The organism is Blautia sp. MSJ-19 (genome assembly GCF_018918125.1).
In the GTDB taxonomy this organism is placed as follows: domain Bacteria; phylum Bacillota; class Clostridia; order Lachnospirales; family Lachnospiraceae; genus Blautia_A.
The window spans coordinates 86,348-112,865 of record NZ_JAHLQA010000034.1; the positions used below are offsets into that span (position 1 = coordinate 86,348).

33 protein-coding genes are annotated in these 26,518 nt (G+C 42.7%); all 33 read left to right on the forward strand.

The window, feature by feature from the left end:
- Positions 1-10 precede the first annotated feature (10 nt).
- On the forward strand, positions 11-469 hold the full coding sequence (locus KQI91_RS11345; RefSeq protein ID WP_216392887.1) for a hypothetical protein: 459 nt from the start codon (positions 11-13) through the stop codon (positions 467-469).
- 6 nt (positions 470-475) lie between these two features.
- On the forward strand, positions 476-1,213 hold the full coding sequence (locus tag KQI91_RS11350) for a replisome organizer (RefSeq protein ID WP_216392888.1): 738 nt from the start codon (positions 476-478) through the stop codon (positions 1,211-1,213).
- A 15-nt stretch (positions 1,214-1,228) separates the two neighbouring features.
- Positions 1,229-2,083: an ATP-binding protein gene (locus KQI91_RS11355; protein WP_216392889.1), complete on the forward strand. Its 855-nt coding sequence runs from the start codon at positions 1,229-1,231 to the stop codon at positions 2,081-2,083.
- A 19-nt stretch (positions 2,084-2,102) separates the two neighbouring features.
- Positions 2,103-2,516, forward strand: a complete 414-nt coding sequence (locus tag KQI91_RS11360; RefSeq protein ID WP_216392890.1) for a helix-turn-helix domain-containing protein — start codon at positions 2,103-2,105, stop codon at positions 2,514-2,516.
- A gap of 17 nt (positions 2,517-2,533) precedes the next feature.
- Positions 2,534-2,812 carry a hypothetical protein gene (locus KQI91_RS11365; RefSeq protein WP_216392891.1) on the forward strand — a complete coding sequence of 93 codons (279 nt, stop codon included), beginning with the start codon at positions 2,534-2,536 and terminating at the stop codon, positions 2,810-2,812.
- A 4-nt stretch (positions 2,813-2,816) separates the two neighbouring features.
- Positions 2,817-3,248, forward strand: a complete 432-nt coding sequence (locus KQI91_RS11370; protein ID WP_216392892.1) for a RusA family crossover junction endodeoxyribonuclease — start codon at positions 2,817-2,819, stop codon at positions 3,246-3,248.
- A gap of 18 nt (positions 3,249-3,266) precedes the next feature.
- The gene (locus KQI91_RS11375) at positions 3,267-3,860 is read left to right on the forward strand and encodes a hypothetical protein (RefSeq protein ID WP_216392893.1); all 594 of its coding nucleotides are present in this window, start codon (positions 3,267-3,269) and stop codon (positions 3,858-3,860) included.
- Positions 3,861-3,874: 14 nt separating this feature from the next.
- Positions 3,875-4,156: a hypothetical protein gene (locus tag KQI91_RS11380; RefSeq protein WP_216392894.1), complete on the forward strand. Its 282-nt coding sequence runs from the start codon at positions 3,875-3,877 to the stop codon at positions 4,154-4,156.
- 14 nt (positions 4,157-4,170) lie between these two features.
- The gene (locus tag KQI91_RS11385; RefSeq protein WP_216392895.1) at positions 4,171-4,503 is read left to right on the forward strand and encodes a hypothetical protein; all 333 of its coding nucleotides are present in this window, start codon (positions 4,171-4,173) and stop codon (positions 4,501-4,503) included.
- Positions 4,504-4,617: 114 nt separating this feature from the next.
- Positions 4,618-5,070, forward strand: a complete 453-nt coding sequence (locus KQI91_RS11390; protein ID WP_216392896.1) for a hypothetical protein — start codon at positions 4,618-4,620, stop codon at positions 5,068-5,070.
- Positions 5,071-5,416: 346 nt separating this feature from the next.
- Entirely contained in the window at positions 5,417-6,169 is a 753-nt protein-coding gene (locus tag KQI91_RS11395; RefSeq protein WP_216392897.1) for a ParB N-terminal domain-containing protein, read from the forward strand.
- Positions 6,162-7,004: a hypothetical protein gene (locus tag KQI91_RS11400; RefSeq protein ID WP_216392898.1), complete on the forward strand. Its 843-nt coding sequence runs from the start codon at positions 6,162-6,164 to the stop codon at positions 7,002-7,004. The genes KQI91_RS11395 and KQI91_RS11400 overlap by 8 nt, the downstream gene beginning before the upstream one ends.
- Complete coding sequence (locus KQI91_RS11405; protein WP_253288557.1) at positions 6,994-7,851, forward strand: hypothetical protein; 858 nt, start codon at positions 6,994-6,996, stop codon at positions 7,849-7,851. Before KQI91_RS11400 ends, KQI91_RS11405 begins: the two co-directional genes overlap by 11 nt.
- Position 7,852: 1 nt before the next feature.
- Positions 7,853-8,812, forward strand: a complete 960-nt coding sequence (locus KQI91_RS11410) for a radical SAM protein (RefSeq protein WP_216392900.1) — start codon at positions 7,853-7,855, stop codon at positions 8,810-8,812.
- A 37-nt stretch (positions 8,813-8,849) separates the two neighbouring features.
- Positions 8,850-9,344: a hypothetical protein gene (locus KQI91_RS11415; protein WP_044925519.1), complete on the forward strand. Its 495-nt coding sequence runs from the start codon at positions 8,850-8,852 to the stop codon at positions 9,342-9,344.
- Entirely contained in the window at positions 9,331-10,740 is a 1,410-nt protein-coding gene (locus KQI91_RS11420) for a terminase B (RefSeq protein ID WP_216392901.1), read from the forward strand. The genes KQI91_RS11415 and KQI91_RS11420 overlap by 14 nt, the downstream gene beginning before the upstream one ends.
- Positions 10,741-10,743: 3 nt before the next feature.
- Entirely contained in the window at positions 10,744-12,327 is a 1,584-nt protein-coding gene (locus KQI91_RS11425; RefSeq protein ID WP_216392902.1) for a phage portal protein, read from the forward strand.
- A complete protein-coding gene (locus tag KQI91_RS11430) occupies positions 12,317-13,354 on the forward strand; it encodes a phage head morphogenesis protein (protein WP_216392903.1) in 1,038 nt (345 codons plus the stop codon). Before KQI91_RS11425 ends, KQI91_RS11430 begins: the two co-directional genes overlap by 11 nt.
- Positions 13,355-13,425: 71 nt before the next feature.
- Positions 13,426-14,772, forward strand: a complete 1,347-nt coding sequence (locus tag KQI91_RS11435; protein ID WP_216392904.1) for an XkdF-like putative serine protease domain-containing protein — start codon at positions 13,426-13,428, stop codon at positions 14,770-14,772.
- Between the two features lie 23 nt (positions 14,773-14,795).
- The gene (locus tag KQI91_RS11440; protein ID WP_216392905.1) at positions 14,796-15,734 is read left to right on the forward strand and encodes a hypothetical protein; all 939 of its coding nucleotides are present in this window, start codon (positions 14,796-14,798) and stop codon (positions 15,732-15,734) included.
- Positions 15,735-15,749: 15 nt separating this feature from the next.
- Complete coding sequence (locus KQI91_RS11445) at positions 15,750-16,157, forward strand: hypothetical protein (RefSeq protein ID WP_216392906.1); 408 nt, start codon at positions 15,750-15,752, stop codon at positions 16,155-16,157.
- Between the two features lie 15 nt (positions 16,158-16,172).
- A complete protein-coding gene (locus KQI91_RS11450; protein WP_216392907.1) occupies positions 16,173-16,565 on the forward strand; it encodes a hypothetical protein in 393 nt (130 codons plus the stop codon).
- An 18-nt stretch (positions 16,566-16,583) separates the two neighbouring features.
- Entirely contained in the window at positions 16,584-16,973 is a 390-nt protein-coding gene (gene yqbG / locus KQI91_RS11455) for a protein YqbG (protein WP_216392908.1), read from the forward strand.
- A gap of 9 nt (positions 16,974-16,982) precedes the next feature.
- Positions 16,983-17,342: a DUF3599 family protein gene (locus KQI91_RS11460; protein ID WP_216392909.1), complete on the forward strand. Its 360-nt coding sequence runs from the start codon at positions 16,983-16,985 to the stop codon at positions 17,340-17,342.
- Positions 17,342-17,827, forward strand: coding sequence for an HK97 gp10 family phage protein (locus KQI91_RS11465; protein ID WP_216392910.1), 486 nt, complete (start codon positions 17,342-17,344; stop codon positions 17,825-17,827). Before KQI91_RS11460 ends, KQI91_RS11465 begins: the two co-directional genes overlap by 1 nt.
- An 11-nt stretch (positions 17,828-17,838) precedes the next feature.
- The gene (locus KQI91_RS11470; RefSeq protein ID WP_216392911.1) at positions 17,839-18,321 is read left to right on the forward strand and encodes a hypothetical protein; all 483 of its coding nucleotides are present in this window, start codon (positions 17,839-17,841) and stop codon (positions 18,319-18,321) included.
- Position 18,322: 1 nt separating this feature from the next.
- A complete protein-coding gene (locus KQI91_RS11475) occupies positions 18,323-18,571 on the forward strand; it encodes a hypothetical protein (protein ID WP_216392912.1) in 249 nt (82 codons plus the stop codon).
- Positions 18,571-19,917 carry a phage tail sheath family protein gene (locus KQI91_RS11480; RefSeq protein ID WP_216392913.1) on the forward strand — a complete coding sequence of 449 codons (1,347 nt, stop codon included), beginning with the start codon at positions 18,571-18,573 and terminating at the stop codon, positions 19,915-19,917. Before KQI91_RS11475 ends, KQI91_RS11480 begins: the two co-directional genes overlap by 1 nt.
- 18 nt (positions 19,918-19,935) lie before the next feature.
- On the forward strand, positions 19,936-20,373 hold the full coding sequence (locus tag KQI91_RS11485; protein WP_216392914.1) for a phage tail tube protein: 438 nt from the start codon (positions 19,936-19,938) through the stop codon (positions 20,371-20,373).
- 79 nt (positions 20,374-20,452) lie between these two features.
- Entirely contained in the window at positions 20,453-20,929 is a 477-nt protein-coding gene (locus tag KQI91_RS11490; protein ID WP_216392915.1) for a phage tail assembly chaperone, read from the forward strand.
- Entirely contained in the window at positions 20,926-21,132 is a 207-nt protein-coding gene (locus KQI91_RS11495; protein ID WP_216392916.1) for a hypothetical protein, read from the forward strand. Before KQI91_RS11490 ends, KQI91_RS11495 begins: the two co-directional genes overlap by 4 nt.
- A 17-nt stretch (positions 21,133-21,149) precedes the next feature.
- A complete protein-coding gene (locus KQI91_RS11500) occupies positions 21,150-25,787 on the forward strand; it encodes a phage tail tape measure protein (protein WP_216392917.1) in 4,638 nt (1,545 codons plus the stop codon).
- Positions 25,777-26,505 (forward strand): SH3 domain-containing protein, encoded by a 729-nt coding sequence (locus tag KQI91_RS11505; protein WP_216392918.1) that lies wholly within the window; start codon positions 25,777-25,779, stop codon positions 26,503-26,505. The genes KQI91_RS11500 and KQI91_RS11505 overlap by 11 nt, the downstream gene beginning before the upstream one ends.
- Positions 26,506-26,518: the final 13 nt, after the last annotated feature.

Genomic DNA, 26,518 nt, shown 5'->3' on the forward strand with positions numbered 1-26,518 from the left:
GGTGATAAGGATGAGACTGATACGTTGTAGAAAATGCGGAGCAGCTCTTGTAACGGAAGATGCACTTATCGAAAGAATGAATGATACGATACATGAACTGAATGAAAAGGCTAGGCATTCAAAAAATGGGAAGGTAGCGAAATCATATCTTGCAGAGGCAGCGAGCGTTACAAAGATGATGAAAGGTATTCTCCATAATACAGCACAGATGGAAGCCAGAAAAAGCGGAAGCAGTTACGAGTTGTCTGAGATCGTTCACTATATCAGAGAAAATGACCTTATTTCTGATGAAAAACTGGACGAGTTAAGAAAAACTGCAAGGGAAAGAGCGAAAATCCGTAACGAAGAGAATCAAAAAGAAATTGACAGGATATATGGCAAATATAAAGGGGGATATATTCCAAGTAACAATACAAAATCTGATAAAACAGCAGAAAAAGCCATAAAGAATGCCGGGAAGAAAGGGTGACAAAGGATGGCACAGAAAAGAATGTTTACAATGAAGATAGTCGACAGCGATGCGTTTCTGGATATGCCAATGTCAGCCCAGTGTCTGTATTTTCATTTGAATATGAGGGCTGACGATGATGGATTTATAGGGAATCCAAAAAGAATCATGCGTACAGTAGGTGCCAGGGATGATGATATGCGGATCCTGATATCCAAGAGATTTGTCCTGACATTTGATAATGGCGTGATTGTCATAAAACATTGGAGGATGCATAACTGCATTTCTCAGAACCGGTATCATGAAACTCAGTATACAGACGAAAAAAGAACGTTGCTTCTCAAAGATAATAAATCATATTCAACTACTCATGGGGTGCCTATGGATGATTCCAAAATGGTAGAGGCACAGGCTGGTACACCTGTGGCATTGGAAGATCGGGAGATGAACGTAGGAAAGCCAAAGAGAAATGACTACCCGGATGATTTTGAGGCGTTCTGGGCTGAATATCCCAAAAAAGCAGACAAAGGAATGGCATACAAGAAATATCAGGCTCGCATAAAGAGTGGATTTACACCAGAAGAATTGAGACTTGCAGCCAGAAATTACCGGATGGAATGTGAGAGAAGGCACACTGATTCTCAATATATCAAGCATGCCAAAACATTCCTGGGGGATGCGACACCATTTATGGATTACATAGAAAAAGAGAAGCCGCAGGAACCGAATTCAAATGGCAGTGCAGATTTTGATAAATACTTATAAGGAGGTGGCGAGATTATGGATGCAGCACAGTTTCTTCCTACAGAACCTTCACCGGAGGTTGCTCAGATTCATGAAGGAGATTACAAAGACGCTGACGGCTTATGGCATTGCGGAGTATGTGGAAAGGCAAGACAGAAAAAAATAGACAGTCCGTATTTCCATAAAACAGTATGGTGCATTTGCGATTGCAGGGAAAAGGAATTGGAGGAGCAGAGAAGGAAAGAGGAATACGAGGAAGAAATGCATCGTGTCCAGAGATTAAAAGATGCTTCTATGATGGCAAGTAAATTTCGAGATGCAGAGTTTTCGGTATACCAGAAAAGAAAGGAAAACCAGAGAGCATATGATGTATCGAGAAAATATGTAGCTCAGTTCAGACAGATGATTACAGAGGGAAACCCAAAAACCGGAGAAAGAAACATAGGACTTGTATTTTATGGTCCATGTGGAACCGGAAAGAGTTTTACAGCAGCTTGTATTGCAAATGAACTGATGGAGCAGAACATATCTGTGGTAATGACATCGTTTGTGAAGATATTACAGGACATTCAGGGACAGGATGAGGCGGCATACATTGGAATGTTGAATGCGTGCAGTTTACTTATCATTGATGATCTGGGGGCAGAGAGAAACACAGATTATGCACTGGAAAAAGTTTACAACGTCATAGATAGCAGGGTAAGGGCTGATAAACCTATGATTCTGACTACGAACCTTACATTTGATGAAATGATGAGAAATCCGGACATCCGTTATCGGAGAATTTACGACAGAATTTTTGAACACTGCTTTCCGGTGGAGATTCCTGGAAAATCATTCAGAATCATAAAGGCAGCACAGCGGCAGAAGGAACTTGCTGATTATTTTTAAATGATGGGAGAAAGAAAAAATGGAAATGAGTGCAACACAGAAAGTAGGACAGGAGATTAAAAAAGTCAGATATCGCATGGGATTGACACAGAAAGCATTAGGAAAACTTATTGGAAAGAGCGAGAGTCAGATTGGAGCATACGAGAACGCATCTGCAAGTATTACACTGGATGTTCTCTTCAAAATTGCTGAGGTTACCAAAATCAAACCAGAAGAACTGATTACTGGTCCTGCAAAGAAAGAGGTAAAAACAGGATGGGATGCAGAACTCAGAATTTATGGTCTGGAAGATCGAAAAACGGTTATGACAATCCTGGCTGTGAATGGTTACGATGTAGGGCAGCACAAAAAGCAGGTGACGCCCACTGGAAAGGCAGTTGCATATTATGTACATGCCACTGACCGGAAAGAGAATGCGGACACCTCAAAATGATGAGGAATCGAAGAAATATGAAATATAAAAGAAAAGTTCCTGCCGTAGAAGTGTTTCAACTTAACAAGGATGCAGAAATAAATGCTTCGGGATGGTTTGCAAGAGCTGTCAAAAAAGAGATGATTTATTTCGATAGATGCATTACAGACGGAGCGATTTTCATATATGGATGTACGATCAATACCGGATGTGGAAAGCTGAGAGCAAAGATCGGTGATTATATTGTGAAGGAAAGTTCGGGAGAAATCCGTCCATATAAATCTAAAGACTTTGTGAGAATATTCGAGAGGATGTAGGAACATGGAACTAAAATTTACAGTACATGGGGAACCAAAGGGAAAAGGCAGGCCAAGATTTAATACTAAAACAGGCCATGCGATCACACCGAAAGATACGGTAATCTATGAAAATCTGGTTCGTATGGAATATTTGAGCCAGTGCGGAGAAACCAAGTTTCCGGATGATGCCATGCTGGATATGAGAATAAAAGCATATTATACAATTCCACCGAGCAGACCCAAAAAGAAAAAAGAGCTTATGCGAGCTGGAATTATCAGGCCAACCAAAAAGCCTGATATGGATAACTGCATCAAGATCATTGCGGACGCTCTGAATAAAATTGCATACCATGATGATACTCAGATTGTAGATTGCCAGGTAAGAAAATTTTATTCTGACGATCCTAGAGTGGAGGTCCGGATTTTGGATATAAAGACACCATCAACAAAGTAAATGAGGAGGACAACAACAATGGAAATTATGAACTGGCAGGAAATCACAATGGAGAGTGAAACATTCTCGAAAATCAGAGAATCCTTCAACCTGTTGCTTCAAAGATTGTTCCAGAAAATGGAACAGAATCATTCTGACGAAGGAGCCATTACCTTAAAGGTAAATTTATCAATCAGTACAGACTTCATTCCTGATGGAAACGGAAGTTCCAGAGAAGTACATAAACCGATACTGAAATATAAGATTGATACGCAGGTACCGGTGAAAGATGGATTCGATGGAAAGAATGATACAGGAATGGAACTGGTCTACGATGATGAGCTGAAACGCTATGTCCTGAGATATGTTTCCGAAGGAGGTCAGCAGAGTATTTTCGATCCCGAATATGCAGATATTGTGAATGCAGAGGCAACCATTGTAGATGAGCAGCCGGCACTTCCAATGAATGCACCACTGTTAGAATGCTCAGGACAGGATGCCACAGAAGCGGATAATAGCAGTTCTGACAGTGAAAATACTTCCAATGAGGAAATTATAGACCATGACGATACAAACGGTGCAGGCGGCGGTACAGAATTCTCAGACGATGATTATGAGTACGATGAGGAATAGGAGAAAGTGGAAAGATGAGATCAAAAAATTCATTTGGTAACTGCTCAAAATGTGACAAACAGATCATGTGGATAAAAACAAAAGCCGGTAAGAATATGCCTTGCAATCCAAGCTTTGTATATTACAAAGAGGAGAAAGGTGGCAAGGACAGAATTGTCCTTACCAATGGTGAGGTGGTCGTAGGCACAGTACAGGATTATCCGGAACATGCAACCGGATTTGGATATATCTCACACTTTGCAACATGTGAAGCAGCACAGATGTTCAGAAAGAAGAAAAAGGCAGCAGCAGTTTAGGAGGAGCAGGAACAATGGGAAAGATTAACGATATGGTAAAAGATGTACATAAAACAGCGGTACAGCATGGATGGTGGGACAAGCCTTCGGAATTTGGAACTCTGATTGCATTGTGTCATAGTGAATTGTCAGAAGCGTTGGAGGAATACCGAAAGGGTAAGGAGCCGACCGAAACATATTACAGAGAAGATGGAAAACCAGAGGGAATCCCATCAGAACTGGCAGATACAGTAATCCGTATTATGGATATGTGCGGATATTACGGAATTGATCTGGAAGCAATGCTGGTGGAAAAAGCAGAATTTAATAAAAGCAGATCATACAGACATGGGGGAAAGAAAATCTAAATAAAAAAGTAAGCCCCTGCCAGAAATACATAAGACAAGAGCCCACAAACGGATAGCCTGATTATACATCGGGCGTGGAGTATTAGTCAAATAAAGTTTCTGGAGGGGCATTTTATGACGGCGAAAGAATATTTAGAACAGGTGCGACACAAACAAGCAGAGATTGGAAATCTGAAAAGGGATAAAGAAGCGGTAAAGGATATGCTGTATTCATTAGGTGGAGGTGGTGAAGGCGAAAGAGTACAGAGCAGCAGGAACAATGATAAGTTTGGGACATTGTTTGGCCGGATTGATGAGATGGAAAGAAAAATTGATGATAAGATCATAGATCTGATGCAGTTTCGGATGAAGGTATCTGAACAAATAAATGCTCTGGATAATGTAAGCTATATCACAATACTGAATTGCAGATATATTCATTTTCAGTCCTGGGAGAAAATAGCCAGATCAGCATTTGATGAGGAAAGAAACGTGCGGAGTGTCCAGAAATTGAATGGGCTGGCATTACAGGAATTCGAGAAAAAATATGCGGTCATGCTGGCAGAATTGACATTAGAGGCAATATAAGAATAGTTAGTGTTCGCTAATTGCCGCTATTTGTACATAAAATGCCGCCTGGTGTACATATAAGGGCATGAAGTGTACATGAAATGCCGCAAAATGCCTCTCGAAGTGTACTAGAAGTACATAAGGGAATGTGTTAGAGTATAAACTGCAACAAGCGGATGTGAAACATGCCCTCACAAATACTTGTTGCCGGCTGTGTTGTGCCGATTCTTTCTCATTTAGCCCTGCCTTACGAGGCGGGGCGTTTTAAAGAAAGATGAAACAATGGAATAAATGAGAAAAGCAGGGACGATGTGTAAAAGCATGGTCCTTTTATTATGTGCAAAATGAGAAAGGAGCAAGCGGAATGGGTAGAATGCAGATTGTATATAGGAGTATTAAAGACATACTTCCTTATGAGAAAAATCCAAGGATCAATGACGAAGCAGTACCGGCAGTAAAGGAGAGTATCAAGGAATTTGGTTTCAGAATCCCTATTGTTATTGATGTTAATGATGTAATTGTCGCAGGTCATACGAGAGTAAAGGCAGCAAAAGAGCTGGGGATGAAAGAAGTTCCTTGTACTATTGCTGATGATTTGACAGAAGAACAAATCAAGGCTTTTCGACTGGTGGATAATAAATCTGCTGAGATCGCCACATGGGATGAAGAACTGTTACAGCAGGAATTGTCAGAGATTCTTGATATTGATATGTCGATGTTTGGTTTCGAGGAAGGCGAGACAGATTTTGCCGATGAGATAGAGGATAATACCTACACAATGAAAGCCAACATTCCGCAATATGAGATCACCGGAGAATGTCCTACAATCGCAGAAATGTTGGATAAAGAAAAAAGCAAAGAACTGATTGCAGAGATTGAAAAAGCAGAAGGGATTACCGAGGAAGAAAGGCAGTTCCTGAAGGATGCTGCTGGCAGGCACAATGTTTTCAATTACAGAAATATTGCAGAGTATTACGCTCATGCAACACCGGAGATGCAGAGACTGATGGAAAAGTCAGCCCTTGTAATCATAGACATAGATAATGCAATCGCAAATGGCTATGCAAGTTTATTTGCTGATGTCTTAGATACTATGGAGGATGAGGAAGATGCGTGACGATTTTGTAGTATTCATTATTACACATAAGCGTCCTGATAATCAGATTACATATAAGACATTGAAGCGTGGAAAGTATACAGGAAAGATAATCTTTGTTCTTGATGATAGCGATAATACCATAGATGAGTATTGCGAAAAATACGGAAAAGAAAATATTCAGATTTTTCATAAATACGAAGATTTTGATATTGGAGATAATCTGACAGACCATAAAGGTGTTCCTGTATATGCAAGAAATATCTGTTTTAAAATTGCCAGGGAAAAAGGATATAAATATTTCGTGCAGTTGGATGATGACTATCCGAAGATAGATTACCGGTACGTAAAAGATGGAAAGTTAAAAGCAAAGCCGGTATCAGATTTTGATAAACTGTTTGAGGCTATGTGTAAATTTATGGAACCAGAAGCGATAAGTTGTGTGGCATTTGCTGTTGAAGGTGATTATATCGGCGGTGCGAATGGGAGATACAGAGACGGATTATACAGAAACGCAAGAAACTCATTCTTTTGCAGGACGGACAGACCTTTTGAATTTTTGGGACGTATAAATGAAGATGTTACCACACCTGCTGTTAATAATATGCTTGGAAGATTATTTTTCACTTTCATGGGTGTACGAGTTACCTTATATGATCATGAAAAGAACAAAGGGGGATCCACCGAACAATATCAGGAAGTAAATTTGTATTGGAATTATTTTTATCCGGTTCTTTATGTTCCGAGTGCGATAAGCGTTGCTTATGGTAAAACAGGATTTATAAAACGTGTGCGGTGGAACAATTTGCTGCCTCAGATTATAAATGAAAAATGGAGAAAAGGCTATGAGAAGTGATTTTGCTGTTTTTATATTGACGCATGGCCGGGCTGATAATGTGGCAACAATGGGAGCCCTGAAAAAAGGTGGATATACAGGAAAGTGGTACATGATCATTGATGATGAGGACGAGACAGCAGATCAGTATCGTAAAAACTTCGGACCTGAACATGTAATAATGTTCGATAAGCAGATGGCGTATGATCGAGCAGACACGATGGACAATTTTAATGAGCATCGAGCGATTATTTATGCCAGGAATGAAACATTCAGGATAGCAAAAGAACTGGGACTGAAATATTTCCTGATGCTGGACGATGATTACAAAGAAATAGATTTTCGATATGTAAACGGAAATAAGTTGTCAGCAAAACCGGCAAGGCAAATGGACAGGATTTTTGAAGATATGCTTCGTTTTCTGGATGTGTCTGGTGCAGCTACAGTAGCATTTGCACAGGGCGGTGATTTTGTAGGCGGTCTGGATGGAGGAAACTTCAAAAAAGGATTGCTGAGAAAAGCTATGAACAGCCTGTTTTGCAGAACTGACAGGCCGATAGATTTCAGAGGTACAATGAATGAGGATGTTACGACATATACCACGTTGGGAAGCAGGGGAAGATTATTCTTCACATTATGCAATATGTGTGTAATCCAGATTCCTACGCAGTCCCTTGATGGAGGAATGACAGAATCATACCTGGAGACAGGAACATACGTTAAGACATTTTATTCTGTAATGGCAATGCCGAGCTGTATCAAAGTCAGTATGATGTATACGAAGCATAAGCGGATCCATCATAGGATAGATTGGGAATGTTGCGTTCCGAAAATCATAAATGAAAAATACCGGAAGGAGGTGCGGTAGTGTGGAAAATATTGCAGGGGACAAGATGTTCGCTCATGTGGAAAGAGCATTGAATGATCGTAGTCCGATAACAGCAGATATATTCTTGACAAATTATTGTAATAATAAATGTCCATATTGCACCTACAGACGGTGGGAGCTTGAAGCAGGCGCATATTCGATGAGGTATGAAGAATTTGTGGAGTATGCGAAAAGACTGCTTGAACTTGGTGTAAGAGGCTTTATCCTGACAGGTGGGGGCGAGCCTACATTATGCAGGGACTTTAAGAAGATTACAGACTGGCTGGAGGCACACAGCATTCACTATGGAATCAACACAAATTTTAATGAGGTGCAGTACATAAGACCAGATTATTTGAAAGTTTCCCTGGATGGATGGGATGAGGATAGCTACGAAAAAAGTAGAGGCGTAAGAAAATATGAAAAGGTCAGAAACAATATTCAGTCATATGCAGACTGGAAAAGAAGGGAAAGCCCAGAAACAGCTCTGGGTATTCAGAGAGTTGTAGAATGGCCAAACGATGTATATGAGTTTTATGCTGCGAATTGTGATCTGGATGTAGATTACATAGTTTTCCGTCCTATAGAGAGCACAGGAGGAATTGCTTATCTGGATGAGTATTCCAGTGGTCATATCAAAGAGATTATTTATACAGTGGAAGAACTGGCAAAAAAAGACAGCAGAGTAAAGTTGAACTTTAAATGGAATTTGATCGGAGAACAGGAAAGCACCTGTACAGCACAGTGGGCACAGATTGCAGTAAATGAGCATGGACATGTGATGTATTGCTGTCATAAGCCATATGAGATTATAGGTCATGTGATGGACAGGAACATTCTGGAGGTCAAGGCAAGAGCCAGAACAGATATGGCAAGATGCGATATTCCATGCAGAATGACGGCACCGAATAAGTTTATGACACAGATGGAAAAAAAGAGAAAAGACCCATATTTTATCTGATTTTCTCAAATAATGACAGAACAGAGAGGTGGTGACGGTGCCGAATGAGGAAAACTTAAAAAAAGGTGAGCCATATCGCTTCCGAACAGGGGAACAACAGGTGGAAACAGCCAGAAAAGGCGGCATCGCATCAGGTGAAGCACGTCGCAGGAAGAAAGCCATGCGAGATACAGCGAAAATGTTGCTTGATATGCAGGTTCCGAAGGCTGCGAAAGAGTTGAAACAAAAGCTGGCAGTTATGGGAATATCAGAGGAGGACTTCACATATCAGACAGCGGTAATGGTGGGCGTTATCAATCAGGCAATGAAGGGCAACACAAAAGCCGCTGCGTTCCTGCGTGACACTGTTGGAGAAAATCCTGCACATGAACTCAGAGAAAGAGAACTCGATCAGAAGATTGCAGAATTTGAATACCATAGGCAGCAGGAGGAAGCACAGAGGAAAGAAAACGAAAGTACATCTTCATTGGCTGATGCGATAGAGGAGGCATACAGAAACAGGATGGAGGCTGAGAAAGATGCTGAGCAATGAGGCTATTTTATATTATGCCAACCATCCGGTAGAATTTGTGCAGGATATATTAAAGGCAGACCCGGATCCCGAACAAAAGAAGATATTGCGGAGCCTTGTTACAAACCAAATGACAAGCGTTCGTTCTGGGCATGGTATAGGTAAATCAGCGGTGGAGGCATGGTCTGTAATATGGTTCATGTGTACCCACCCATATCCGAAGATACCATGTACAGCCCCGACACAGCATCAGTTGTTCGATATCCTTTGGGCTGAGATCAGTAAATGGAAGCGTAACAATAAAACACTGGATTCTGAATTGATATGGACGAAGGAAAAGTTGTACATGAAAGGTCATGCCGAAGAATGGTTTGCAGTAGCACGTACAGCAAGTACGCCAGATGCTTTGCAGGGCTTCCATGCGGAACATATGCTTTATATCATAGATGAGGCCAGCGGTGTTGAAGATAAAATATTCGAACCAGTTCTTGGTGCCCTTTCGACACCAGGAGCAAAATTGCTTATGTGTGGAAACCCGACCCAGTTGTCGGGATTTTTTTATGATAGCCATAATAAGAATCGAGAGCAGTATTCCACATTTCATATTGACGGTAGGAACAGTACGAGAGTATCTCAGGAGTTTGTGCAGACTATCATCAATATGTATGGCGAGGACAGTGATGTATTCCGAGTACGTGTTGCCGGTGATTTTCCACTTGCTGAGGACGATATTTACATACCGCTTCCGCTGGTTGAGAAAAGCATTGCAACAGAATACTTTCCGAGGAGGCATCCGCAGATCATTCATATTGGCTGTGACGTTGCGAGGTTTGGTACTGATAAGACGGTTATCGGGTATCGTACAGATGAGAAGGTGCAGTTCTTCAAGAAACGAGTAGGACAGGACACAATGAAAACCGCTGATGATATTGTTTCGCTGGGAATGCTGCTCGTATACCAGTATGGATTAAAGCCAGACATAGATGAGCCTATACCGATAAAGATTGATGATGGAGGCGTAGGCGGTGGAGTAGTTGACAGACTAAGGCAGATCAAGAGAAATAATCCAGAACGCTTCTGGTGGATGGAAGTATATCCGGTTAAGTTTGGACAGAAGATCAGACATAAATTCTTCGATGATAGCACCACATATATGATGTCCGTTCTCAAAAAGTTGTTACAGCCATTTGATGATAACGGGCTTCCAAAAGACGTTGAAATTATTCTTCCAGACGATGATGCTCTTGTGGCTCAGATATCAGGAAGAAAATACGAAATGACAGAAAACTCAAAGATCAGAGTTGAAAGCAAAAAGGTTATGAAGGCCAGAGGAGTACAGTCACCTGATGAAGCAGACTGCGTATTGCTGGTATGTCTACCGGTTAAGAGGCCGAAGAAAAAGAAAGGGGCAACATAAAACATGAGCGGAAAGGCAAAAGGACAGGTCAAGGCAACAGTGATAAAAGCTGCGGATTCTGTAATATCGGCACCGGTAAAAAAATCTGATGCACCATCTCAGGTTACGGTAGAGGAAGTGGCCAATGCTGGCGATTGGATAGAACCGCCAATGATGCTGGAAGGCCTGAAAAACATGGTAACAGAAAGCTCTATATTACCACAGTGCATAAGGGCTTATAAAAATAATATTGCCGGTTTCGGAATTGGAATCCGATATACAGTAGATCAGGAGGAAACACCAGAAATGAAGGCAGAGTTCGATGCCATCAAAGAGGTTGTAGAACTCCTGAATGTAGATCAGGACACAAAACAGGTATTTGAGAACATAGTGGAAGCCAGAGAGACTTATGGAATTGCATATCTCGAAGTTATCAGAAACCTTGAAAAAGAGGTTCAGCAGATAGAATTTATCATAGATACTCCGAGCGTGAGAAAGTCAAGGCCAATGGAGCCATACGTTGAAATACCATACTTCCATCATGGAAAAGAAACGAAACGCAGGAAGAAATTCAGAAAGTATAAACAGGAAATAGGTGGACGGACAGTGTATTTCAAAGAGTTTGGCGACCCTAGAATCATGGACTTGAGGGATGGCAGGTACGTTCCAGAAGGTGGGGGCTTGGAACTTAGATACCAGGCCAATGAAATATTAGAGTTCGCTATCGGACCGCAATCCTACGGTGAAATACGCTGGATAGGACAGATTCTTGGCGTAGATGGAAGCCGCATGGCTGAAGGATTGAACAATAATTATTTCTATAATGGCAGGCACACGCCGCTTATGATTATGATTCGTAACGGTACTCTGACAGATGATAGTTATACTCACCTTAAAGAATACATGAACGATATTAAAGGGGAGGGCGGTCAGCATGGATTCCTGCTGTTGGAAACAGAAAGTATGGATGGACGTTCTGATTTTGATGATGATAAAAAACCAGAAATTGAAGTGAAGGATCTGGCAAGTATCTTACAGAAAGACGAATTGTTTCAAGGATATCTTGACAACAACCGAAAACGTGTTCAGTCAGCATTCCTGTTGCCGGATTTATATGTTGGATACACCACAGACTTTAATCGTGCAACAGCACAGACAGCCCAGGAGGTAACAGAACAGCAGGTATTTCAGCCTGAGAGAACATCTCTGGCATGGGTCATCAATAATAAATTGCTGAACTGCTATCGTTTCCAATATGTGGAGGCTTACTTTCTGGCTCCGGATATCAGCAATCCAGATGATATGTATAAACTCCTGCATGTGACAAACAATGCAGGAGGCATCACCCCGAATATGGCGAAAGAGGTTATTTGCGATGCTTTAGGACGAACCTGCGAACCGTACACAGATGAGTGGGGCGATGTACCACTTACAATCTGGAAGGATAAAGCTGCACAGACAGATATTAACGGTTTGATGGGACAGCTTACAAAGCAGATTGAGAAAGCCCAGGGTAACAATGAACCAGATCAGGTTGTTACGGTAATGAAAGAAGTCAAAAAGTTGCTTGTGAAGATACAGAAGCAGGAGGAGAATCATGCAGCTTGATACGAAACCATTGATAGATGCAATAGACAAGCTGATTGCAAAGGCAGACGATGATCTGAAAGATTCTTTAGAGGCAGAGGGCTATGTAGCAGCCAGTGAACTTGTAAAGAATATTAACAAGTTGGAGGAAGCCATAGACGAGGCATTGGATGCAGATTCTTTGGAGTTCCTGGAAAGGATTGAAGCAGCAACAGGAGTATCAGACTTCATATCCGATGTTTGGCCAGGAATAAAAGATGCAGATGATCTGGAAAAGGCACTGAGAAAGATATTTCGGAAGCAGTTTGATGATATGTTCAGGGAATTTACATATCAGTGGGTTCTTGCCGAGGATCCAGTTCTTGCAGCAGAGGTGGAGGAAATCACAAAACCGGCAGAAGCATTCATTCAGGGATGGTCAGGAGAACTTGCCAGGATTATGAATCTGAATACCAAAGACACTATGGAATGTTTACTGCTGAAAGCACAGGAAAAGAAATGGTCCATAGAGGAATTATCCGAAGCTATTGGAAACAGCGGCATCCGGGAGCATGGGTACCGCAGCCGGCGTGTTGCTTTGACAGAATCACTCAGGGTAGAAAGCTATGCACAGCAAGAAAGTATGATTCAGAATCCGCTGGCGTACAAGAAGAAATGGAAACATGTCATGTCTGCTCATCCAAGAGAGAACCACATGGCAATGGATGGACAGGAAGTGCTCAAAAGGGAAATGTTCACTCTGACAGGCAAGAACGGAGCAACGTACATGGTGTTGTGCCCGAGAGATACCAGTCTTCCGGTGGAGGAAACAGCAAACTGTCATTGCCTTATGGAAACCATTGCAGATGAAAATGCACTTGGTATGACGGCAGATGAAAGAGCAGCAGCACGAAAAAAATATATGGATGAGGTCAATGCGGAATACGATGCTTGGGAAAAGAAATTCAAAGAAGATACAGGCATTGAGGAACCGAGAGACGATCCTTCCGTTACATGGGAAATTTACAATTCATATTACGAAGCATACCGAAAGGGTGAAATAGCATGAAGCGCAGGAGATGGCATGGCACAAGGGCACCATGCTTTTTTTATGCCCTGAAATCGAAGATACAGAAATTTATGAAAGGAGCAAAAGAAGTGCCAAAGGGTAATATTGTGAAGTCTTATGCCATTAGTGATGCAAAAATCGGTTTTGTTTCACTGGTGGATAAGGCAGCAAACAAGCATAAATTTTTGATCACCAAATCAGAAGGTGATACTGCTACGATTCAGATTTATGGCCGGATTGTAAAAGCGGATGAAGATAAGCATTACGTAACCGGAATTGTGTACGAGCCTATGACTGAGGACACAGACGGAAATTACATGACGGAGGAGGAAATCACAAAGGCTGCCCACTGGTTCATGAAGAACTCTGGCAAGCCAGACATTCAGCATTGCTTTGAAAAAGCAGATAATGTGGAGATCGTAGAATCTTATGTTGCAAAGAGCGACATGGAGATTGAAGGCCAGCAGATTAAAAAGGGAACTTGGCTTATGACGATGGAGGTCGCAGACGATGATGTTTGGGGCAAAATCGAAAAGGGCGAAATTACCGGTTTTTCTATGGGAGGCACAGGAAATTACAGTACTGAGGATGTAGACCTTTCGAATCCTGATAATTCCATTGAGAAAACGCAGAAAAAAGGAATCATGAAGGCAGTTGTTGATGCTGTGTCAAAAGCATTACGTTTAGACGATGCGATTGAAAAAGGTGCTGTGAAAGATTCCTACAACAAGCGTATTGTCCGGGATAATTTCTGGACAGCATATTATTCCCTTTCAGATTATTTGCTGGAAACGTATAACCCACAAACAGGATGTTACGAGCCGATACACGATGAAACCACAATCAGGGAAGCATTAGAGGATTTCAACTCAATCGTAGTAGATTTGCTGGCTGATAAAGATGGAGTATTTAAATCTATTGAGAAAGCCGGCAAGAAAATAAGCGCACAGAACATGGAAACCTTAAAGGGAATCCACGAAAGCATGGGTGCCTTTCTTGAAAAGTTCAAAGAAGAGGAGGACGAAGAAGTGAACAAAGCAGAAATTGAAAAGACCGTAACAGAGGCGATTGCAAAAGCAATGTCCAATTTCACCGTAACACCGGCTATTTCAGCCCCGAATGCAGCAGGTGAAGTGACTAAGGGTGAAACCAATCTGACAGCCGCACCTGGCAGTAACGGAGCCTCAGAGCCAATCACAGCCGCAGACATCGAAAAGATAGTAGGGGAGGCAATTCAGAAGGCGATGCAGCCGAAAGAAGAACCAGTAACCAAAGAATCTGTAGAACAGATGATTCAGGATGCAGTTGCAAAAGCAATGGAACCAGTCATGAAAAGCGTTGGTGTTCCGAGCAGCCTGAATGATGTAAACCTGCAGAAGGGTGCAGACGAAGAACATTATCTGCATGGTTTTCTTTAAGAAAATAAGGGAGGAAAAGCAGAATGAATACAAACAGAGCGATTGTGAATAAAGCAGGAGCGATTACCACTTCCGTAGTAAGTAGTGGATTACTCCAGCCATATCAGGCTAAAAAATTTTTACAGCAGACCTTTGACGCTACACCACTGATGCAGGCTATCCGTCATGAGGTCCGTACAGAAAAATCCGGCGAGATTGACAAGATTGGAATTGGCAAGAGAAAGCTGAGAGGAAAGATGGAGAACGTAGACGATGGCTACAGAGGCGACGTTAAATTTGGTTCCATTAAGTACGAAACTACAGCAGTCCGTCTTCCATGGGAAATCACAGAGGAAACCATCCGTCAGAACATTGAGGGTGAAAATCTTGAGAATGTTATCACCAATCTTATGACAAGACAGGTGGGTGTTGATACTGAGGATCTGCTTATCAATGGTGATGAGAACGTAAGCAAAGACGATCCGGATTACGATTTCTTGAAACTGAACACTGGGGTCAAAAAGATGATTCTGGATGGAGGCCATGTTGTTGACGTATCTGGTACCGGAGGCATGGATCTTGAAATGTTTTACAAGGCTGTGGCATCTATCCCGAACCGATTCAATAATGGTAACCTTCGCTGGCTGATGAGTCCGACCAGAGCACAGCAGTGGGAATTATTCCTTCTGGAAAAGATTACTGAAAAAGGTGGAGCTGTTCCACAGGAACTTTATAAGAGCCCTGTTGCGATCCCGTCCATGCAGGTTCCGGGTCTTTCAAATGATGCGATTATCCTTGCAGAACCGAAGAACCTTATTGAAGTAAATACTTACAACATGAAGCTCCGCAAAGATGCCACATCCAAAGACGCGATTATGCAGGATAAGAGATTCTATGTAATCCACTTTGATTTTGATGCACTGATCGAGGAGCTGGAAGCAACTGCAATCATTACAGGACTTCCGGAGTATGTATTTTCTTGATAAGGAGGGCTGGAAATGTTTCATTTGAGATTATGCAAAGGTCTTTCCTATCTGGGAATTGTCAGAGCAACAAAAGCTGAACCAGATGTTTATATTCCAGAGGAAGAAAAGGCAAAAGCTCTTGTTGCGTCCGGCTATTTTGAGATGATAACCAGTGAGGCTGAGAAGATTCAGCCTTTAACTGGTGATACCGAAAAAGCAGAATCAGCCGCAGATATGTTTGAGGAAGAATCCGAAGACGAGATACAGGGCGATCCTGAACTGATGGAGTTGCAGAAAAAGAATAAGGCTGAACTGATCGAGTATGCCGGTCAGAATGGTATTGATATTACTGGTTGCAAGACAAAGGATGATATCTACCAGAAGATTGTTGAGGCTATTGCAAGAGCAGCAGCTTCAAGGGCAGCACTCAGGGAAGAATAGAAGGAGGAGAAAAGCATGTTACTGAATGGTTATGATTTAGGCAAGTGTGGAATCGAGCAGGTACTGTGTGCTGGAAAAGTATCATTCGATACAAAAGATGCCGGCAAAGGTGTTGTGCTGCTTGAACTTCCAGAAAATATCATCATCACCAAAGCTGTTTCAGTAGTAAATACTGCTTTTAATGCCGCAACAACCAATGTGCTTACTGTTGGAACAAACGATGCTGCGGATGATCTGCTTGGCGCTAATGATGTGACGGAAGGAACTGCCGGTGTATATCAGAAGAGCCTATTCAAAATCATCAAAGGAGAAAAACCGAAGATCAAGGCTAAGTTTACATCCACTGGGGCAGCGGCAACAGCAGGTGAAGCTGAAATTTATCTGGGTGTTGTAAGAATCCCAGAATAAGTGAAGAGGGTGTGAAGCATGGCAGTAAAAAGACCTTGGGTTCTCCCCGATGATGTAAAAAGCTATACAAGCCATAAGGAAGTTTCCGAAAGGCCAGATGATAAGCTGGCTTTTGACATTGCCAGAGCAGAGATGAAGATTATTCATATCACAAACAACAAATTTGCTGGATATGATGAGATTCCAAAACCTGTAAAGATGGCAGTCATACTTGTCGCAGAAGCATATGCGAAGAATGATACTGATGCAGCAAAGAAGAACATCAAAAGCGAATCTTTTGACGATTATTCTTACACTGTAGAAGCCAGCACGATCAGTCTTGATAGCCTTGATCTGGAAGAATTACTGGCTGATTACATCATTACAGATGGAATTGGAAAAACAGTAATGCGGCTCAGAGCTTTGTAGGGGTGTTATATGTTTGAAGAATTTTTAAACCACAGATGCAGTATATACCATCCTGAGCAGGTGGAAACCAATGCTAAATATGGTATAAAAGCCACACAATCAGAACTGTGCAAAGCCACTCCTGATCTGGAAGATGTGCCATGCCATTTTTATGTAAATTCATCCCTGACAATAAAACAGAATGAGCCTTTTGCATCTATTGAGGGAGAAGCAAAGCTGGCACTGCCATATGGTACCGATATCCGGGAAAATGACTTTGTAAAAAGCAGAGGCTATATGTTCAGGGCCGGAATCCCAAAGGCAGTGCATGGCAATCATCATATTGTTGTTACAATACGCCGGGAGGATGGCATAAAGGGGGCGATTTAATGATTGATGCAAGCCAGTTGGAAGCGTTTGCAAGGAAAGTGGAGGCTGCCAGTGCAGACCTGAAACCGTATATGGGAAAGACTTTACAGGAGGTCGGAGAAGAATTTCTTACGATAGTACAGGAAGCCATAGAAGGTGCAGGAAATGTGGACACAGGGAAATTACTCTCTTCGTTCGCAAAGGGAGGTTCTGGAAATGTTTGGAATCTTGACCTTGGAGGACTGACGCTGGAAATCGGCTCCACTCTTGATTATGCGAAGTATGTGAACGATGGACACAGGCAGCAGCCTGGACGCTTTGTTCCGGGATACTTGGAAGGAAATCATTTCAGGTACAGTCCTGGTGCGAAATCTGGAATGGTATTAAAAGCCTCATTTGTTGCCGGTTCACATTATTTTGACAGGTCAGTACAGACCCTTGAACGAATGTTTCCAGAAATGGCAGACAAAGCGTTTGAGCAGTTCTTCCGGCGGTATTTCTCGTAGGAGGTAATTGTATGGATGTCAACTTAGAACAGAGCCTTGCGGCTGTAGTGAGGTTTATACAGGACAATTCAGAAGAGGGGACGCAGTTGTACTTCGATGAGATACCGGAGAACTTCTATGTTCCCTCTGCTTATTTCCAGATACCATATTCCGCAGGAAAAAAAGCTACCCTAAGTTCTTATTGTACGACTATGACAATGAATATCTGGTTCATGGCACATTTGGACTGGGATGCACAGGCGATGGCAGCAAGCATGAGAGATGAAATCATGTTGAATGATTGTCAGATTCCGATTGTGGATGAGGAGGGAAAAGCAACTGGAAAGGCATTGAGGGTAACGCCTCCGACAACCAGAAAGGTTGATGAAGGAATCGTACAGTTATCCCTATCGTTCGATGTGTATTTCCAACTAGGAGAACAGAAAACGAAGATGCAGAAATTTTATCTTGCTTGGCAAAATGCTAAACAAGAAATACAGAACAGGAGGTTATGAAATGGCTACAAAGAAAAACACTGAGGTCACCGATACTGTTGAAACTACGGTAGAAAAGCAGGCTGATGTTGCAAAAAACGAGCCAAAGTATGCGGTAGGAAAACTCCGGGAGAAAAGTATTCTCCTGTTTGGAGTGTCTCAGAGCACCTTTGATGGTGCAATGTACGGGCATACTGAGGAGGAATACAGCAAAAAAGAGGTTGAAGCCATCATCAATGAATGGCTTTACGGAAAGGAAGGTAGAAAATAATGGCAGGTGGAACATTTAAATTATCACAGCCAAAGGTAAGACCTGGCGTATATGTCAATGTGAAGAATGGAAGTCAGCCAACCGCTTCCGGATCCACCAGAGGAACAGCAATCATTCCGCTGATTGGTTATGACTGGGGACCGAGAGGAGAATGGATCGTCATTTCGGCTGATTCTCCAGATGGTCATGTAGCAGAGCTGGGACGTAGCGTTTACGATGAGGATAATTCATCTATGATCATGTTACAGCTTTTACTGCTTAATGCCACTACGGTATATGTCTATATTCCAGATGGAGGAGCAGCAGCTAAGAAGTCCATCACCGTAGGCTCTGGAAGTCTGACTGCAACCGCCAAATATAAGGGAACTCTCGGAAATACAGTAAAGATCGTGTCAGTTGCCAATCCGGTTGCTGGATTCGATGTTTCTGTCGTTATCAATGGCTCTGAGGTTGAGCTGTTCGAGGGCATCAAAACTATGGATGAGCTGAAAGGCGTATCAGAATATGTCGATTTTTCCGGTACAGGTGCAATGGTGGCATTCGCATCCGCAACACTGGAAGGTGGAACAGATGCTGTTGCTGGTTCTGGAAATGCCGGTATCTCTGATTTTCTGGATAAGTCAGAGAAAGTACGCTTTAACTGTATGTGCTTCCCAAGCACAGAGAGTTCTTTACAGACAGCACTTCTCACAAAGATCAAGTATATTCGTGAGAGTATTGGCTGGAAATGCCAGGCAGTAGCTCCGAATTTCGCCGCAGATTATGAAGGAATCATCAATCTGGTGAACTCTTTTGTATATGGTGACAGATCACTGACAACCGCAGAAGCGTGTGCATGGCTGGCAGGAGCCACCGCAGGGGCAGATTATGTATCTACTCTTACATATGCTCAGGTGGCAAATGCTACATCCGTTGTTGGAGAAATGAATAACGAGGCTTCCATTGCCGCTATTGAGGCAGGCCAGACATTTTTCAGTGTAGATGATGAGGGCAATGTCATTCTTGAATATGACATTAACAGCCGAGTTCACATTGATTTTGAAACCCCACAGGACATTAAAAAGAATCGCCCGCTTCGTGTGTATGATACTTTTGCAAATGATCTCCTGATCACATTCCGTCCTGGCAAGTTTGACAATGACGATGATGGATGGGCTGTTGTAGAAGGCCTTGGACGTTCCATGCTCCAGAATTACGCTGATGATGGAGCTCTGACAAATGTAAATCTCGATGAAGATTTCCTGGTTGATACCGGAAGATCTATCGGAGACAGTATGTACCTGAATGTAGGATTACAGGCAGTGGATAGTGCCGATAAATTCTACTTTAGTGTAATTGCACGATAGGAAGGAGGATAAAATATCATGGCAAATAAACGTGTAAACAGAAGCCCTTTATCTGCCAGAGAAGGTAAAGTATATCTGGATGGAATACTGATTGCTGATACCTGTAAATTCAAGGTTGTATTTAAACCGGATGTATGGTCCGGGAAACAGCTTTCTGAGCCGGGAACCAATCGCCGGTGGATTGGATACGATATTGAGGTAACCATTGAGGAATGGAAAACAACCAGAAGATATCGTAATATGATTGATTCCTACTTGAAATCAGGAAAGACACCTGAACTCACTATTCAGGGCGTACAGACTGATAAGAACTCTGACTTCTACGAAACGAATAAGAGTGAAAAGGTTACATGTATCGGATGTGTGCCGACTGGCGATATGAACCTTATCGACATGGATACTGAGGGCGATGTTGTTAAGGAATCCATTACATTTGGTGCAAAGAGAGTAGCGTAACGATACGCAGTAAAAATAAACAAATAATCGGGAGGGGACAACCCTCCCTATATTTTTGAAAAAATGGAGGAAAAAAAGAATGGGCATTAACATGAAAGCATTTATGAAACCAGAACTGAAAGATCGTGGAACAATGGAGTTTCCAGGCATTGAAAGATACAAAGATGAAAAGGGGGAAGTTATCCCGTTTATCATCAAAAGACTTTCCATGAAGAAAATTAAAGAGATCAGAAATAACTACAAGACCAGAGAAGTATATCGAGACAAAAGAAATGGTGATCGTCCGATCATTGGAAACAACGGACAGGTTGCAGTTATCAATGATTATGATGGAGATTCTGCAGGTCTTGAGATTATGGTGGAAGCATTCGTACAGCCGAAACTGGACGATCCTGAACTGATGGAATATTACGGAGCACTTGATCGCCTGGATATGCCGAATATTATCTTCCCGGATAAGGACGATTTCAAGTACGCTGATGATTGCCTTATGGAAGCGTGTGGACTTGCTTCAAAGAAAGATGATAAAGAGACGGTTGAAGAATTAAAAAAATGATGTCCGGGGAAGGCGATGACGAGGATTCTTTTGACTGGATGTGGGCTCATGTCCTGTGGCAGAAGAAAGGACTTCGTATGGAGGAATACGCCACGATGGAAAGGAATGTTCGTCTTGCCTATATTGCCTCGGAAGAACTGGCAATAAAAGCACCTTTAAATGCCGATGAAAGATTGGCACGAGGATTTTTGAAAAAGAAATGAAAGAACGGTGATGGAAAATGAATGATGTGTCTGTAAGAATGACGTTGCAGGATGATGCAAGTGCGAAAATGCAAAGGATAACAGCTTCTGCACGAACAGCAGCTACACAGTTCAGTAATGCCGGTAGAGCTATGGACAGTGCTTTTCGTTCCAGTGCCGCCACTTCATTTGCAAGTCAGGCAGGAAGTGCCTTCAATTCAGTTGAAAGTGATGCGGAGGCACTTGGAAATGCCATTGACGAGGCTGTAAGCGGTTTTGAAAGTTTTTCAGCAGGAGATACCAGAGGGATGGGCTCTGCTTTTTCCGAAGCGGCAGACAGTGCAGATGATTTATCTGACAGTGCATCCAGAGCTTCGGAAAGTGTAGATGATCTTGCTGATGCAACCGGTGATCTGGGAGATGGTGCCGATGGCATGGATTCGCTTGCAGGACAGGTGGATGATGCAGGAAACTCTATGGAGGAAGCATCATCAAAAGCAATAAATCTCAGTGGAGCATTAAAGACATTATTTGCAGTCGTTTCGGCGGCAGCAATTATGGGGCAGGTTAAAGATTTTACAGCAGATTCCATAGAGCTTGGAAAAAATTACACATCTGTAATGTCGGAAGTAGCTGCGATTTCTGGGGCTTCGTCCAGTGATCTTGCAATGATGGAAGATACTGCAAGGGAATACGGTGCGACCACAGTTTTCAGTGCATCAGAGGCAGCCGAAGCACTTAAATACATGAGTTTGGCCGGTTGGGATGCACAGCAGTCCACATCAGCACTTGGCGGCGTTCTTAACCTTGCTGCGGCATCAGGCATGGGATTAGGCGAGGCATCCGATATGGTTACCGACTACCTATCTGCATTCGGAATGGAGGCAAGTCAGTCTACATATTTTGCTGATATGTTGGCGTATGCTCAGTCAAACAGTAATACCACAGCGGCACAGTTGGGAGAAGCATATAAAAATGCAGCCGCAAATATGCACGCCGCAGGGCAGGATGTTGAAACAACTACATCTTTGCTGGAAGCTATGGCAAATCAAGGTCGAAAGAGTTCTGAAGCCGGTACGACATTGGGAGCCATGATGCGAGACATTACAGCCAAAATGGACGACGGAGCAATTAAGATCGGTGAAACGTCTATTGCTGTCCAGGATGCTTCTGGAAACTTTCGAGATATGACAGATATCTTGACAGAGGTAGGAGAAGCAACAGAAGGAATGGGAAGTGCTCAGAGGGCTGCCGCATTAAGTTCTGTATTTACCGATGATTCCATTAAGGGTGTAAATATGGTCTTAACCGAAGGCATGGACAAGGTTGCCGGGTATGAGGAAGCCTTGAGAAGTGCTACCGGAGCATCAGAAGATATGGCAGAAACGATGAATGACAATCTTTCTGGTGACATGGCAAATATGAACAGTGCCTATGAGGAAATGCAGTTGCAGGTATTTGAAGCAATGGAGGAACCGTTGCGAGAGGGTGCACAGTGGATTACCAGTGATATTATCCCTACACTTATGTCCTGGGTTCCTGATGCATTTGGAACGCTGGCAAGTGGAATCTCCAAAGTAGGGAATGCACTGTCTCCAATGATCAAGACTGTATTGCAGAATCCGAAAGCTGTCGCAAGTGCGTTTGCATCCATAGGTGCAGGATTTGCGGCAATGAAAACTGTCAACACTGGTATAAAAATTGCTGGAATGGTTACGAAAGCCGGTGGAATGGCAAGTGCTTTGGGAAAATTAGGCACAAGTTTATTTGGTTCACCATGGGCGGCAGGTGCAGCGGCGGCTGTAGCAGCGATAACAGCCGTAGGCTTGGCTGTAAAGAAATATAATGATATTCAGGTAGAAGATAGCCTAAGTACGCATTTTGGCAGCGTAGAGCTGGATGATTCTCAGATTGAGGATTTTGCATCACGTGTAATAGATGCACAGTGGCTTGTGAATATCAATGCAGCAATAGGCCATTTTGAGAATGCGGAGGAATTTAATCAGCAGGCTGAGGAAGCTCTTGCTGCAAATGACGCTCTGGAATGGAAAGCACGTGTCGGCATTCAGCTTACTGAGGATGAGCAGTCCTCATATATGCAGAATATAGAGACATTCAAAGAAAATATTGAACAGGCTCTTACGGAACAAACGCTTGCCGCAAAAATGACGGTAAATGAGTTCGATATAAAAATGGCTGATGGCTCCAGCCTTGGCTCTCAGATTGAGAAATGGGCCGAGCAGGATCTGGGCGAGATGCAATCTTTGTCGGCAGGTCTTACAAACTTGGTTCAGACTGCATTGGAAGATGGCATCATAGATGTTGATGAACAGGCAGCGATTGACCAGTTGCAGGGCAAAATCAACAATATCATGGAAGGATGGCAGGAAGCAGAAGCACAAGCCCAGATGGATGTGCTTACGCAGAAATACGGCAAACTTTCCGGAAAAGATTTGACAGCAGATACCTTTACAAAGGTAGTGGAGGAACTTGGCGAACAGAGAGAAACCGCTACAGCGGCTCTGGAAACATCAGAAAAAAAACTGTACACTACACTGAATGCCCTGAACAAGGCTGATAAAAATGGAGTACAGCGTATTTCAGATGAAGAACTCGTCAGTTATAAACAGCAGGCAGGATATGCCGTAAGGAACGATCAGGCAAGTATGCTTGGAAATAGCCTGGAATTTGAAAAAAATACTCTTTCAGACGCTTATGGCGAAAAGTTGGATTCCAATTATTCTGCAATCCAGGAGCAGACAGGAAATTTCCTGAACAATGCCAATTCATATCTGGCAAACCAGGATTATACATCCTTGGTTGATTCAATGCAGAGTGGATTTTCTAGTGCTATGACTGGTACAAGCATATTCAGCGATAAAGACCAGAAAGCATTGTCAAAAATTTATGATTCAATGAAACCTGACGTAGAGAGTATGGCGGGTCTTATTGATGAGTATAGGGAAATGGGGCAGGCAGTTCCGCAGGATGTAATGACTGCCTTTAATGATGCTGTACAGGTAGGAGCAGCAGCCGGAGATGCTGATGCAGCATGGCAGGTATTTGCAAATCAAATGATTGCTGATCCTGCAAGTGAAGCGTTGGTGCAGGCGATTCAAGATGGAACTGTAAATGTTCCAGATGAATTAAAAACTGCCATCGACAGAGCAACTACAGATATAGACCCGGATCCTGTGACTGTTGAAGGCATGCAGGCCGAAGTAGATGATGTCGAGGTAAATCAGGACCATGTAGATCAGCTTATTCAGGATGCTCTTGGTGATCTTGGTACCGTAGAAGGCGAAGTGGATGGAGACATTCAGATTAAAGTTGAAAAAGGCAACTGCCTTTCTCAGATTGGAGAAGCCCTTGGAGTAGACTGGCACGAAATTGCCGAGTATAACGGTATTGAAGACCCATACACAATTTATCCTGACATGGAATTAAAGATTCCAAAAGAAAAGGTTGACACAGATGCTTCCGGTGTGGGAGAAGCGGCAGAGGAAGCAGCAAAAAGCGAGACAGGGGAAACCATAGAAACTGAGCAAGGAGTAAAGACTACCCTTACAGATGAAGGTGTGGATGGTTCCCAGACCGCACAGGCAGTAGAGGAGGAAGCAAAGAGCCAGACAGCAGAAACCGTAGAAAGGGAACAGCCGGTAAAAACCAACATGACAAATGCTGGCATGGATGATTCCCAGGTAACACAGGCGGCGCAGGAACAGGAAACACAGGCTGAGCCAAAAGAAACTGATGTGCCAACAACCATCAAATTTGAGGTTGCGAGCCTTGATGATAGTGAACTTGCATCTGCAATCTCTGAGAAATTACAGCAGGGTGAAGCTGTTCCGGTGGAGGTTCCAGCGAATGTAACTATTAAGGCTGGTGCGATTGATGACACCCAGTTATCATCTGAGATCACCGGAAAGCTAGGAGAACAGAGTACAGTTCCAGTAAATGTTCCAGCGAATATTACTCTGACAGCAGGAAAAGTGGATTCGTCTCAGGCTGTAGCAACTACACAGAGTGATGTAATCAACGCATTTTCGACAGCTCTTCCTGCTAATGGCACAGTGGATGTTACCCTGGCAAAAGGAAACGACAACATTGCGTCTGTATATGACTATGTAGGAGGGCTCGTTCGTAGTGCATGGGCGAATCCATATTCCGCATCCGGTATTGTAAATGTAACACTGACAGCAAATTATTCTTTGGCAAATCCGTCAAAGACAATCAGCTTTGGTGGAGGAGCAACCGGATCCGCAACAGTGACAGCTTCCCTTCATGCAGAAGGCGGTATTTTTGACGAGCCTCATCTTGGTATGGTTGCAGAGGCAGGACCGGAGGCAATTATTCCACTGGACGGTTCTGGAAATGCTATGGAATTATGGCAGGAAGCAGGAAAACGCCTTGGAGCACTGGAAGATGGACCTATTCAGATAGCACCGTCAATGTATTCTGGAGGAAAAAATACTGATGGAAATGGGCAGGAAGTAAAGACAAGCAGCAACCGAACTATTGATATTAATATCAATGGAAGCGGTAGCATTACTGCCGGTAAAGGTGTTTCCAAAGATGATATTGTACAGGTTCTTATGGAAAAGGTACGAGATGTATTTGTAAATATTGTTACAGAGGAAGCTCTGGTAGGAGGTGACGCATCGTATGAGTTCTAATATGTTCAAGCAAGATGCAAATAATCCAACGAAATACCGGATGTTTTTCAATTATGATAATGACAAAAAGGTATATGTTGCCCCGATGCTTCCAGAGAAGATCACCCTTACCGTTAATGGAAAACTGACATCTGTGGATATTGACACTTTTGGAGAAATACTGCATAGAGGGAAAAGGGATGCCATAACCATAGAGTTTGAATCCATTTTCCCTTCGCAGTACGGAAATAATTACTGTGCTTGTATGCAGAAGGAGTTTAAAACACCTGCCACATGGCACAAGTGGATGCTGGCTCTTATGAATGCAAAGAACCCGTTTCATTTTGTACTGGTAGGTGGTCCATTTGCAATAAATATGTATGCTGATCTGGCATCTTATGTTCCATATGAACAGGGCGGAGATGTTGGAACTATCTATTATAAAGTGAAGATCAGAGAGCACCGAAAGATTTCTGTCAGCACGTATAAGAAAAAGGCAAACAAAAAAGCAAAAAAGACAAGCACTGGTAAACGCACAAACAATAAAAAAACCATCAAATACAAAGCCACTGCAAAAAGCGGTCTGCGTCTGAGGAAAGGACCAAATTCAACAATACTGGGGCTGATACCATATGGCAAAACGGTTACTTCGGATGGAAAAAAGAAGGGGAACTGGTACCATGTGAAGTATGGCAGTAAATGGGGATATGCTCATAAATCATATCTGAAAAAAGCATGATGGAGGTGCCTGA